The 12,881-nt window shown below is 65.2% G+C and carries 9 protein-coding genes; 3 read left to right on the forward strand and 6 right to left on the reverse strand.

What is annotated here, in order from left to right; all coding sequences use genetic code 11:
- Positions 1–62 precede the first annotated feature (62 nt).
- Complete coding sequence (locus tag AC3WK8_RS03360) at positions 63–1,418, reverse strand: carbohydrate porin (RefSeq protein ID WP_103323985.1); 1,356 nt, start codon at positions 1,416–1,418, stop codon at positions 63–65.
- Between the two features lie 217 nt (positions 1,419–1,635).
- Entirely contained in the window at positions 1,636–2,838 is a 1,203-nt protein-coding gene (locus AC3WK8_RS03365) for a benzoate/H(+) symporter BenE family transporter (protein ID WP_085595069.1), read from the reverse strand.
- A gap of 316 nt (positions 2,839–3,154) precedes the next feature.
- Between AC3WK8_RS03365 and AC3WK8_RS03370 the strand changes: the two genes are divergently transcribed.
- Positions 3,155–4,543: an aminotransferase-like domain-containing protein gene (locus tag AC3WK8_RS03370; RefSeq protein WP_103323984.1), complete on the forward strand. Its 1,389-nt coding sequence runs from the start codon at positions 3,155–3,157 to the stop codon at positions 4,541–4,543.
- A gap of 30 nt (positions 4,544–4,573) precedes the next feature.
- Here the strand turns inward: AC3WK8_RS03370 and AC3WK8_RS03375 are convergent, their stop codons facing one another.
- On the reverse strand, positions 4,574–6,613 hold the full coding sequence (locus AC3WK8_RS03375; protein WP_103323983.1) for a TonB-dependent receptor: 2,040 nt from the start codon (positions 6,611–6,613) through the stop codon (positions 4,574–4,576).
- A gap of 404 nt (positions 6,614–7,017) precedes the next feature.
- On the opposite strand from AC3WK8_RS03375, the gene AC3WK8_RS03380 reads away from it, so the two are divergent.
- The gene (locus tag AC3WK8_RS03380) at positions 7,018–7,248 is read left to right on the forward strand and encodes a VF530 family protein (protein WP_022640650.1); all 231 of its coding nucleotides are present in this window, start codon (positions 7,018–7,020) and stop codon (positions 7,246–7,248) included.
- Positions 7,249–7,256: 8 nt separating this feature from the next.
- Positions 7,257–7,928, forward strand: a complete 672-nt coding sequence (locus tag AC3WK8_RS03385) for a Pr6Pr family membrane protein (protein WP_022640649.1) — start codon at positions 7,257–7,259, stop codon at positions 7,926–7,928.
- A gap of 54 nt (positions 7,929–7,982) precedes the next feature.
- Here AC3WK8_RS03385 and AC3WK8_RS03390 read toward each other — a convergent pair whose 3' ends face one another.
- The 3 genes from AC3WK8_RS03390 to AC3WK8_RS03400 form a co-directional block, all read right to left on the reverse strand.
- Complete coding sequence (locus tag AC3WK8_RS03390) at positions 7,983–8,768, reverse strand: siderophore-interacting protein (RefSeq protein ID WP_103323982.1); 786 nt, start codon at positions 8,766–8,768, stop codon at positions 7,983–7,985.
- Entirely contained in the window at positions 8,765–9,346 is a 582-nt protein-coding gene (locus AC3WK8_RS03395; protein WP_022640647.1) for a PadR family transcriptional regulator, read from the reverse strand. Before AC3WK8_RS03395 ends, AC3WK8_RS03390 begins: the two co-directional genes overlap by 4 nt.
- 164 nt (positions 9,347–9,510) lie before the next feature.
- On the reverse strand, positions 9,511–12,618 hold the full coding sequence (locus AC3WK8_RS03400; protein WP_103323981.1) for a transglycosylase domain-containing protein: 3,108 nt from the start codon (positions 12,616–12,618) through the stop codon (positions 9,511–9,513).
- Positions 12,619–12,881: the final 263 nt, after the last annotated feature.

Consider the following 12,881-nt stretch of genomic DNA (forward strand, 5'->3'; position numbering starts at 1 on the left):
TCAGGCGCGGGCTTGGTTCAGCAGGAAAGTGGATGGCGCCGGCATTTTTTTGCCGGCGGGCCTCAGAACGAACTCTGCAGCTTGATGCCGCCGATCAGCGCGTCGTCCACCTGGTTCACGCCGCCGGGATGGCGGATGTATTGCAGGTTGGGGCGCACGGTCAGCCAGTTGGCCAGGTGCACGCCGTAGTACAGCTCGGCGCTGTACTCGGTGTCCTGGGGCGGCAAGTAGCCCGGGTTGTCGTAGTCGTACAGCGCGCGGGCCAGGTTGCTGGCCTGGGCGTTCTTGCGGTAGGCCGGGTTGACGTGGACACGGGCCAGGGCGAAGCCGATGTCGTCCTTGGCCCGGGCGTCGAACGGACCCTTGTAGACCAGGCCTGCCTGGACGTAGTTGTCGATGGCGTTGGTCTTCTTGTCATGGGCGGTGACGTTGGCGAACAGGCTCAGGCCCCGGGACTGGTCGCTGGCCAGGCTGGTGACCTGCTGTTGCACGCCCAGCCACAGGCCGTGCTTGCTCGAACTGCTGCGGTAGGCCTCACCGGTCAGCGCGGCGGGCTGGCCATTGCGGTCTTTATAGGTGTCGGTGGCCTTGGCGCTGCTGTAGTAGTAGCCGGCGCGGTATTCCCCGGGCAGGCCATTGAGGCGTGGAGTCCAGACCAGCTCCACCGGCAGCAAGGTGCCCTGGGTGCCGCTGCCACTGAGCTTGAAGCCGTTGTCGCGGTCCAGGTTCGAAGGGTTCTGCTCGTAGGCGCCGACCTGGGCATAGAGCTCTGGGGTCAGGTGGTACTTGATGCGCAGGGCCCATTGGCTGACCGGCCAGTTGTACCAGACGCTGCCGGCCCAGTTGCCCACTTGCGAGCCGCAGAACGCCAGGTTCTGGAAGTCGCAGGGGAAGCTGTTGAAGTCTTCGCCCTGGCCGAAGCGACCGGCCTTGATGTCCAGCTTCTGGTCGAAGAACTTCTGCTGGTACCACATCTGGGTCAGGCGCCAGGTCTGGCCGCGACCCCAGACTTCCTGGGCCGAGGTGAACCCGCCGACCCGTGGGTCGTTGATCCGGTCGTTGCTGATGTTGTCGCCATTGCGCTTGGTCACTGTCAGCTGGAACTCGGCATCGTCCCAGCCGAGGATCTTCTGCAGGTCCAGGTGGCTGCCGAAGGCGAACTGGTCGCTGTAGCGTGCGGTGCGGTCATGGTCGTAGCCGCCGCGCAGGTTGGCGCCCATCTCGCCGACGTAGTCGATCTTGAAGTCGTAGCCCTGCCTGGCCAGTTCCGTGCGGGTGCCGTTCCAGTCGCCGAGCATCCAGGGTGAGTCGCTGTCGAAGGCCGGCGTGGCTTGGGCGCAAGCGGCAAAACCCAGGGCGCCGAGGAAGGCGGCTGGCGTCAGGACAGCGCTATCTTTTGCGCGCTGAGAAAGAGGCATAGGCATTCGAATAAGGTCTTTTTCTAGGAATAGGCAAAACAAGGGCAGGGCATGCGACCTTGACCGCTGTCGGTCGAGGGCGCCAGGCCGCTGTTTTCAAAAGGAAAGTGAAGCGTTTCAGCTTCGGGTGCGAAGAATAAAGCGCCCTCTCGGCAAGAGAAAGCGCTTTTATCGACATGAACCGTTTCGGATTCGGTAACAGTTCGGGTTTTGCCGCTCAGCGTGATGGGGACGGTTGCGCCACGGCAGCCTTGTGCCGGGTATGGCCGAGGACGAAGTACGCCACCAGGCCGAAGATCAAGCCCCAGAATGCCGCGGCCAGGCCCAGGAAGCTCATGCCCGAGGCGGTGACCAGGAAGGTGATCAGCGCCGCTTCACGTTGCTGGTCGTCGGCCATGGCGCCGCTCAGGCCGGTGCTGATGGCGCCGAATAGGGCGAGGCCGGCCAGGGCGGCGATCAGCTCCTTGGGCAGGGCACCGAAGACCGAGGCCAGGGTGGCGCCGAACACTCCCATGAGCAGGTAGAACAAGCCGCAGGCGATTCCGGCGATGTAGCGCTTATTGGGCTCTTCATGGGCTTCGCGGCCGGTGCAGATCGCCGCGGTGATAGCGGCCAGGTTGATGCCGTGGGCGCCGAAGGGGGCCAGCAGCGCTGAGGTGATGGCGGTCCAGGACACGATCGAGCGGGCCGGGGTGGTATAGCCGGAGCTGCGCATGACTGCCATGCCCGGCACGTATTGCCCGGTGAGGGTCACCAGGGCCAGGGGCAGGCCGATATTGACGATGGCCTGCCAATTCCACTGTGGGGCAATGAAGATCGGCTCGGCCACGGCCAGGGTGATGGCCCCCAGGTTGAATTCGCCCAGGGCCGCGGCTACGCAGCAGCCCACCAGCAACACGGCGGGGATCGCGTAGCGCGGCGACCAGCGCTTGCCCAGCAGATAGGTGGCGAGCATCGCCAGCACCAGCACCGGTTGCAGGCTGAGCGAGGTGAACAGGCCGGCGCCGAAGCGGAACAGGATGCCCGCCAGCATCGCGGCCGCGATGGCCTTGGGCAGGCGGGCCATGAGCTTGTCGAAGGCGCCGCTGAGGCCGAGCACGGCGATGATCAGCGCGGCGACGATGTACGCGCCAATGGCCTGGGGCAGCGATACCGTCGGCAGCATCGAGACCAGCAGCGCGGCACCGGGGGTCGACCAGGCGGTGATCACCGGCACCTTCAAGCGCCAGCTGAGCAGCAGGCCGGTCAGGCCGCTGCCGATGGATATGGCCCAGATCCAGGAGGACACCTGGTCGTCGGGCATATGGGCTTCGCGGGCGGCCTGGAACACGATGATCAGGGGGCCGGCGTAGGAAATGATCACGGCGATCAAGCCGGCGACCACGGCGGAGAGGGACAGGTCCTTGCTGAGGTTGTGCATGGCATCTCGACTGGCGGGTGGTGGATGATTGAGTCGATCGGTATAAGCGTGTTTCAGTGTATTCCAGAAAATTGAATCGATTCAATTTGATTGATGCAATCAACGGCTTGGCGAGGAACATTGAATGCTGATTATTTATTTTAAGTAGCTGTTTATTAATGATTTTATTTATATAAGTACGTCTGGTGAAAAATCATCCGGGCGAAATCTGGCCTGGTGATTGAATCAATTTGCCGATTGATTCCATAGGCGAGTGGGCGGCCGCCCTGTGCTATGCTGCGCCGCATTTCAATGCAGCCGATGGTCACCAGCCTCCATGTGGGTTCCCCAGTTAAGCGACTTCAACCAGCCGGTCTACCTGTCCATCGCCGATGCCCTGCAGCGGGATATCGGCAGTGGCCTGCTCAAGGAGGGTGAGCGCCTGCCGACCCTGCGCGAGCTGGCGGTGACCCTGAACGTTACCCCCGGCACCATCAATCGGGCCTACGGCGAAGCCCAGCGCCGCGGCCTGGTGCAGGGCGAGGTGGGGCGTGGCACCTATGTGCTGGGGCGTGCGCCGTTGGCGTTGGTGGAAGGTGCAGCCGGGCCGTCGTTGTCCCTGGGCCAGTCCGAGGCCCTGGACCTGTCGCTGATCAAGCCCTACAGCGAAACCCTGGAGTACTGGCTGCGCGGCGCCCTGGTGGGCATGGCCCGCAGCAGCGATTTCGGTCGGGCCCTGGACTATGCCCCCGATGGCGGCCATCCGGCCCACCGCGAGGCGGGGGCGCAGTGGTTGCGGCATTCGCTGCCCGAGGCCCAGTGGCAACAAGTGGTGATCACCTCCGGCGCGCAGCACGGGATGATGGTCGCCATCAGCGCCTTGAGCAATGCCGGTGAGCTGGTGCTCTGCGAGTCCCTGGCTTACCCGGGCATCATCTCGGTGGCCCATGGCCTGGAGCGGCGCTTGCGGGGCGTGGCCATGGACGAGGAGGGGATACTGCCCGAAGCCCTGCGCGAGCAGTGCCTGCGGGAGAAACCGGCGTTGCTGGTATGTGTCGCCAGTTGCCAGAACCCCACCACGGCGATCATGTCGCCGGGGCGTCGGGCACAGATTGCGGCATTGGCCGAAGAGTTCGACTTCCTGCTGGTCGACGACGATATCTACGGTTTTCTCGCCACCGATCCGCAGATCAAGCCGCTATCGGCCTATGCGCCGGAGCGTTCGGTGTACCTCACCAGCCTGTCCAAGGCGATCATGCCGGCCCTGCGGGTCGGCTACCTGTACAGCCCGCCCAAGCTGCTGTCGCGCTTGAGCGCGATGGTCCGCAGCAGTGTGTGGATGCCCTCGCCGCTGACCGCGCAACTGGCCAGCAATGTGCTGGTCGAGGGGCTGGACCGCAAGCTGGTAGAGACCCAGCGCAGCGAGGCGGCGGCGCGCCAGGCGATTGCCCGGGAAGTGTTCGCCGGTTTCGAGTTCCGGACCCAGCCCCACAGCTACCACCTGTGGTTGACCTTGCCGCAGCCCTGGACCGCCGATGAGTTCGCCACCCTGGCCCGGGCCAATGGCGTGCTGGTGATGAGCGGTACGCAGTTCCAGGTGGAGCGCGATGCCAGCTGCCGCCAGGTGCGAGTGGTGCTGATGTCGCCCACCACCCGCGACGAGTTGCGCTTTGCCCTGACCCAACTGGCCAGCTTGATCGACACCGACCCGCGGCGTTATCGCTGAGCCGCGGGCAGGTCGCTGGCTGGCCTGGCCTTAGAAGGTCGTGCGCAGGCCCACTTCCACACTGCGCCCGGCCGCTGGGGCGATATCCCGCAGGATCGAACTGGCGTAGCGCACGGTCTGGTTGGTCAGGTTCTCGCCCTTGACGAAGGCCAGCCACTGGCTGCTGCCGATGTCGAAGCGATATCCGGCGCTGGCTCCCAGGGTGGTGTAGCCATCGGTGCCGCTTTCGTTGTCCGGTACCCGGCCTTGGCTGGCGGCGTGTTGCACATCCAGCCGGGCCTGCCAGCGGTCCAGTTCCCAGAGCAGGCCGCTGTTCAGGCGCAAGGGGGCGATGCGCGGCAGGTCCTGGCCGTTGTCCAGGTTCTTGGCCCGGGTGTAGTCGCCGGACAGCTCCAGGGCGAACTTGCCGTAGGCGTTCTCTCCCAGGGTCCAGCGATCCTGGGCTTCGATTCCGGTGAAGCGCGCCCGCACTCCGCTGTAGATGTATTCCGGATGCCCTGCCAGATCTTCTTCGCCTTCATCGTCGAGTGTGCGCCCCGTCCCCAGCAGGCCGATGTAGTTGGAGAAGTGGCTGTAGAACACCCCGACGCTGCCTTTATGCACGCCGTTGTCGAAGCGCAGGGCCAGGTCGCTGGAGACGGCTTTTTCCTTGGACAGCTTGGCGTTGCCCACTTCGTAGGTGCCGGTGGCGACGTGGGCGCCGTTGGCATACAGCTCGTAGAAGGTCGGCGCGCGTTCGGTGTAGCCCAGGGTGGCGGCCAGGGACCAGATCGGAGTCAGGGTGTAGACCGCGCCCGAGGATAGGCTGCCGGCGGTGAAACTGCTGGATTTGTCGGCCTGGGCGAAGCGTTCGTTGCCCTTGCCATCCGGGTCCACGACGGTGTGTTCCAGGCGCCCGCCAAGGCTGAGTTTCAGGCGGTCCGTGGCTTGCAGTTCCTCGAGGATGAACAGCGCGCCGCTGTTGGTATCGGTTTTCGGGACGAAGGCTTCCTCGCCCAGGGCCGAGAACTCGTTGCGGTTGAACTGGGCCCCGACCACCCCTTCGAGCGGGCCGATGGGCAAGTGCCGAGCCTCGACCCGGGCTTCATAACCCTTGTTCTTGAAGGTGGTGCCGGTTTCGCCGCCTTCGATCTCGCGGTGTTCGTAGTCGGTATAGCCGGCATTGAACTTCAGCGAACTGAAAGGGCCTTGCAGGTTGCGCAACTCGGAAGCGAAGGCGTAGTGGTCCTGCTTCATGCGGATGCGTACGTCCTGCTCGGCGGGGGAGCCGTAGTTGGAGTCGTAGTTGCTGTAGGACAAGCCGGCGTAGCCGTCGTCCCAGGTGTAGGAACCGCCGATGGCGCCACCGTCCTGGCGGCCGTCGCTGTTGCCCAGTCGGCCTTTCTTGCCATCCCCGTCTTCGCTTGCCGGAGCATGGCGGCTGCGGGCGTAACCGGGGATCTTCAGGTCGTTGAACTGCCGTGAGTTGGCATCCAGGTGCAGGGCGAAGGTGCCGTTGCCGGCTTCCAGCTTGCCGGCGCTGCTGCGGGTGGTATCGGCACCGCCGTAGCGCAGTTCGCCGGCACCGTGGATGCCCTCGATGGCCTCGGTGGGGATGCGATTGTCGAAGCTGTTGATCACCCCGCCGATGGCGTTGCCGCCGTAGAGCAGGGCTGCCGGGCCACGGACGATCTCGATGCGCTCGACGTTGACCGGATCCAGGGGCACGGCATGGTCATAGGACAGCGACGAAGCATCCAGGGCGCCGACGCCGTTGCGCAGGATACGGATGCGATCGCCGTCCAGGCCGCGGATCACCGGGCGGCTGGCACCGGGGCCGAAGTACGACGAAGACACCCCCGGCTGCTTGTTCAGGGTCTCGCCGAGGCTGCCCTTCTGCGCCAGGGTCAGCGCATCCCCTTCCACCACGGTGGTAGGGGCGGCCAGTTCGGTGTTGCCCAGGGGGTTGGCGGTGATGACCTGTTGCGGCAGTTCCACGGCGTGGGCCTGGGAGGCGATCAGCACGGCGGCGGACAGCGGCGACAGGCGCCACAGTAGCGAGCGAGAAGGGCGGTGAGCTGAGAGGGACATCGGTCGTTCCTTGGCAAGCATTGCGCGACGCGCATATGAGTCGAAAAACAGGCGGGACACGGGGCACCCGAAGCGCGGGTGAGTTGTTTTGTTTTGATACAATATAACATCTCAAATGTATGAAAAAGCCAGGAACTTTTTCATCGACTCGCATCGGGGCGCCTTCGCGGCTTGGCGCAACGGCAGCCAAGCCGCCCGCGCATCGCCGCTGCCGCAGGCTGTGAACGGGCGCGCAGCGGCCGGCAGGTAGGGGCTGGTGACGAATTTGGCCAGTCGATCATTGAAGGCCTGCGCAGCCTTGCGGGCTGCCTAGCGGCTACAGTTAATCCAGCGCACTGGCGCGGGCGCAGGCCGTCGGCTAAGGTGCGCGGCTTGTTTTCCTCATCTGCGTTCGAAGGCCTGGCATGACCGTTACCCACACCGACCCGCTGCATGGCGTGACCCTGGAACAGATCCTCAAGGCCTTGGTGGAGCACTACGAATGGTCGGGACTGGCGGAACGCATCGACATCCGCTGCTTCAAGAGCGATCCGAGCATCAAGTCGAGCCTGACGTTCTTGCGCAAGACGCCCTGGGCCCGGGAGAAGGTCGAGCGGCTCTACGTGAAATTGCAGCGCACCAAGCGTCCGCTCTGAGGCCCCGCATGGAGGACGGATCGCTGGCCCAGTGGTCCGCTCGGCGCGGCCTGATCGCGATCGCGGCATTCCTTGGCTGGTTCGGCCTGGCGGTGCAGCTGTACCTGATCCTGTTGCTGCGCTGGGATGTCGGCGCCAGCTTGCTGGGCGGCCTGGTGAACTTCTTCAGTTTCTTCACCGTGCTCAGCAATACCCTGGTGGCCAGCGTGCTGACCTGCGCCCTGAACCTGCGGGTTTCCCGCGGGCAGGCGTTCATGCTCCAACCCTGGGTCAGTGGCGCGGTGGCGGCCAGCATCGTGCTGGTGGGCCTGGCCTACAACCTGCTGCTGCGCCACTTGTGGCATCCCCAAGGCTGGCAGTGGCTGGCCGATGAGCTGCTGCACGATGTGATGCCGCTGCTGTTCCTGGCCTACTGGTGCTGCTGCGTACCCAAGGGCCGCCTGCGCTTGCGCCATGTCGGGCTATGGACGCTGTACCCGACCTTGTACTTCGCTTACCTGCTCCTGCGCGGTCACTTGCTCGGGCTCTATCCCTATCCCTTCATCGCCGTTGACCGGCTGGGGTATCCCCGGGCCGTGCTCAACGCCTTGGGACTGCTGGCAGGGTTCGTCCTGGTGTCGCTGCTATTGCTGGGGTTGGACCACTGGCTGGGGCGCCGGCATTGCGCGGGCCAGAAATGATTCGCCGGCGAGGTACTGGGCACCTGCGCCGGCGAGGGCTTGGCGGGTGAGCGATCAGTCTTCTTCGCTGGTATCCAGGCGCCAGTAGCCGACGGCCTTGACGAACTCGTCGTCGAGCCGGTGTTCATCGAGCAGAATCCGGCGCAGTTGCCGCGAGACCTTGCTCTCGGTGGCGATCCAGGCATACAGCCGGCCTGGGGGCACTTGCAGCCCGCGCACGCAAGCATGCAGATCCTGCTGGCCGCCATCGCGTTCGACCCAGATCACCTCCACCTCTGCGGCACTGTGCAGCGCTTGGCGTTCGGCACGATCCTGGATTTCGATCACCGCCAGGACCCGGCGGCCGGCAGGCAGTTCCTCCAGGCGCCGGGCGATGGCCGGCAGGGCGGTTTCATCGCCGATCAGCAGGTAGCTGTCGAAGATATCCGGAACCACCATCGAGCCTCGTGGCCCGGCGATATGCAGCTCCTGTCCGGGCTGGACCTGTTCGGCCCAGGTCGATGCGGGGCCGTCGCCGTGCAAGACGAAGTCGATGTCCAGCTCGCCCAACTGCGGGTCGTAGCGGCGCGGGGTGTAGTCGCGCATGGCGGGCATCGGTCCGCTGTCCTTGCCCGGGCCCATGACCAGGGTTTGCAGGGCGGCTTGCTGTTCGGCGTTCTGCGGGAACAGCAACTTCACATGGTCGTCGCTGCCCAGGCTGAGGAACCCGGCCAGTTCCGGGCCGCCCAGGGTGACCCGGCGCATGCGCGGGGTGACGTCGACCACACGCAGGACCTGCAGGCGCCGGCGCTTGATCTCGTGCATGACCCGGTGAATGGACAGTTCGGGGGTGGCAGTCATTCGGCTTTCTCCTGGCTGGAAGGGGTTGCAGGACCATCGACAATGGCCTTGGCGGTGTTGTTCAGCAGATCGCGGACCCGCAGGATTTCCTCGGGGCTCCAGCGACCGTTATGCATTTGCAGGGCATGGCGCAGGTTGTGCACCGCCTCGTGGATTTCTGCCGGGCGGTCATGCCCGCGCAGCGAGCGCTTGCTGACTTCGATGCGCATGCGCACGCCATCCAGGGCAACGGCCTGCTCCTTGAGGAACAGACGACCGGTGTCGGTGGCGCTGTAGCGTTTTTTTCCGCCTTCGGCATCGCCCTGGATCATTTCGCTTTCTTCCAGGAAGGTCAGGGTCGGGTAGATCACGCCCGGGCTTGGGCTGTAGACGCCATCGAACATGGTTTCGATCTGGCGGATCAGGTCGTAGCCATGGCAAGGCTCGTCGGCGATCAACGCCAGCAACAGCAGCTTCAGGTCGCCGGGGGCGAATACCCGTGGGCCACGGCCGCCGCGCTCACGGCCGCCGCGGCGCTCGAAGCCTTCGGGGCCGTCGCCATGTCCGCGGTGATGGTGGGGGTGGTGGTGCTCTCTCATTTTCGTGCTCTCCGTTTTGGTTAAGACATAACTTAAGATATATCTTAAGACTGACGCAAGCGGTTCCGCACGACCCGGGGCCACCGTTCGTCGCGAGCGCCAGTTGGCAAAGAGAGCACGAAATACCGTGCAGCCAGCCCCGGGGTTGGCCGGCGTGGAGGGTGTCAGCGTTGCGCCAGGTTGCCCTGGCACTGGGTGCCGCTACCCGGTTGCAGGTAGGGCATGAGGATCGGCGCCATGCCCTTGAGCACCTGCACCGGCAAGGCCGAGGTGAACTTGAAGGCTTGGGCGGAGGCGCCGGGAACATAGGCGGTGAGGGTGCCGAAGTGGTGATCGCCGATGTAGAACACGAAGGTCGCGGTGCGGTTGATGGATTTGGAGCTCAGCACCCGGCCTCCGGCGCCGATGGCTTCGATGCGGTTGTCGCCAGTGCCGGTCTTGCCGCCCATGGCCGGGGGCGTGCCGTCGGCCAGCTTGAAGCTGCCGGATACCCGCTTTGCCGTGCCTGCATCCACCACCTGGGACAGGGCCCCGCGCAGCGCTGTGGCCACCTGCGAAGGCATTACCCGCTGGCCCTTGTCCGGGTCGTTGAGCAAGCGGGTTTCATAGGGTGTGCCGGCGGCGAAGTGCAGGCTGTCGATGCGCAGGGTCGGCAGACGCACACCGTCGTTGAGAATGGTCCCCACCAGCTCGGCCAGGGCCGCTGGCCGGTCGCCGGAACTACCGATGGCGGTGGCCAGGGACGGCACCAGGTGGTCGAACGGATAGCCCACGGCCTGCCAGCGCTGGTGGATGTCGAGGAACGCCTCGATCTCCAGCATGGTGCGGATGCGGCTGTCCCGGGCGCTGCGGTGACGGCTCTTGAACAACCAGCTGTAGACCTCCTGGCGTTCGAACTCGCTGGCCTTGACCACCTGGCTGAAGCTGGCTTCGGGGTTGTTCATCAGGTAGCCGAGCAGCCACAGGTCCAGCGGGTGGACCTTGGCGATGTAGCCCTGGTCCGGCAGGTCGTAGGCTCCAGGGCCGTAGCTGGCGTAGAGCTTGTCCAGGCGCTCGTCGGTGAGCTTCTCGCCGACCTTGGCGTTTTTCATATGGGCCCGCACGAAGCGGTTGAAGCTGTCCTGGCTGGCATCCGGTAGCAGGTAGCGATGCACCGCGGCCAGGCGGATCGCCGTGGGATGCATACCGTCGAGGAAGGTTTCCAGGCGCGACTGGGTGTCCTTGTTGCGGTACTTCTTCCAGAACCGCAGGAGGAACGAGGTGCCTTCGCGGTCGGCGAAGCGCGCCAGGTATTCCTGGCGCCGTGGGTTGTCATCGTCCTTGAGCAGCTCGGCGCTGGTGCTGTCGCCACCGTAGGTGCTGTAGCGCACCAGGTCGCGCATCAGGCGGATGAACGGCAGGTTGATGGATTCGCGCAGGGCATCGCGCAGGGTCGGGCTGCGCCCGTTGTCCTCGTTGCGAAAGTTGTGGAAGTGGTGCATGCCGCCGCCAGTGAAGAACGCCTCGCCGGGGCTGGCGGAGTAGGTGCGATCCAGGGCGGCGTCGAGCATCTTGGGCAGGCTCTGGTCGCTGTTCTGCGCCAGGTAGTCCAGGGCCCAGCGGCTCAGGCGGTCCTGGTCGTCCACCGGGACTTTCTTCAACTGCGCCGGGGTCTGCCCGGCGTACTTGTCATGCAGCTCGGCGATGATCTGCAGGTAGGTGGTCAGCACCCGCAGCTTGGCGGTGGAGCCCAGTTCCAGCTTGCTGCCTTCGTTGATGTCGAAGGGCTGGTCGGTGCTGTCGGTCTGCACCCGCACCCGGGAGCCGTCGCCGGTGAGTTCGAACAGGGTGAAGCTGTAGCGGACCTGGGTGGTACTGGTGGGGGTGAGCAGGCGTTCGCCGAGCACTCCGACCTGGGCGGCGAACGCCGGGTCGGCCAGGTGCTTGAGGTACTCGGTGGCCTGGCGCTGCAGGTCGCTCTGCAGGGTGCTGGTGGCCGAGAGGTCGAGGCGATCCAGGTCGTACAGCGGGCGGTTGAGCAGGGCCGCCAGGCGGCTGCGGGCCACGCTGATGCCCTTGTTGGTCTCGATCGGCTGGATCGTCGGCTGTTGCTGCCAGTCGCGATAGGCCACCTTGCTGGCCAGGGCGGCGGCGCTCAGCGCCGGGTCTATGACATTGTTCTGCGCCAGCAGGCGGATATGGCTGTCGGTCAGGTCCGCCAGTTCCGTACGGCCCTTGGCCAGGTAATGGGAGGGGCGGCGCTGGGCGATCATCAACGACAGCACCTGGCGTAGGGCCAAGCCGCGCTGGGCCAGGCTGTGGCCATCGGTGCCGGTGCCGGCCAGGGCCTGGTTGACCTGGCTGAAGTCGGCGCCGTACCAGACCCGCAATCCTTCGGCCATGCCGTGCACCTCGCCATGGCCGGGAACGGCTGACAGCGGCACGCTGTTGAGGTAGTCGCGGACGATGCGCTTGCGGGCCTCCAGGGTCTGCGGGCCGTCTTGATAGGCGCGCACGCTGGCGGAAATCATCTGGCGGATCTTCTCCCCGCCCGACACCGTCAGGCCATCTGGGGAATGGCGGTATTTTTCCAGCTGGGTGGCCAGGGTACTGCCCCCGGCGCTCTGGCCGGGCAGGTGCAGCAGCCGGGCCACCTGGGACCAGGCGGCCTTGGCGAAGCGCGGCCAGTCCACCGCCGGATTGGCCTGGGCCAGCTGTGGATCCAGCAGGTCGCGGTTCTCGATGAACAGCAGGCTATGCACCACCAGGGGTGGGATGCTGGCGAAGCTGGCATAGAACTGCTGCGGATACTTGAACCGGTACAGCGGCGCGGCGCGGCAATCGGTGATGGATAGCCCGGCCTGGATCTTCTCGGCATAGGGCACGAAGAGGCCGTTTTCGCTGTAGTCCATCAATGCCGGGGAGAACCGTACCTGGGACTCGATCAGGTAGCCCCGCTTGAGCAGGCGCGGCAGGAACTCGCCCAGGGCGCTGTAACCCAAGCGTCGATCGAAGGGGCCGGCGCCGGGATAGACGATCGCGTCGCTGGGGCCAGGTTGCAGGGAATAGCTCAGGTCACGGGCCAGGCTGCTGAATTCCCGGGCCTGGAACCTGGAAGTACGCATTTCGCGGCTGGCGGCAACGCCCAGGGCGACCAGGGCGATCAACAACAACAGCCAGAACAGCCGCCAGAAATAACGGCGGGGCCGGGGGCGTTCGGGCAAAGGCGCTTCGTCGTCGCTGTGGCTTGGCACTGCGGTACTGCGTGGATCGGTGTGCCCCAAAGCGCCCATAGTCGATTGATCCCTCCACAGAGATTGATCGGACTTGTCTGAAGCTTAGCCGGTGGCGGCCGGTGGTGAAGAAATTGTCAAAACGACCGTTTGGCGGGTCATCGGGGAATCAGGTCTGCGTCCTGGCTGGTTACCCGCTCACTACCAGGGCGAGTCGTACGTTGTACCCAATAGCCAGTCGAGCCCGGATCCAGGGCTGTCGTGGGCTTGTACGCAGGGCTGCCTGCCTCCCTTTGCAAACCCCTGTTATAGAGCCTTTTCCC

The sequence above is a fragment of the Pseudomonas sp. FW507-12TSA genome, from assembly GCF_058781435.1.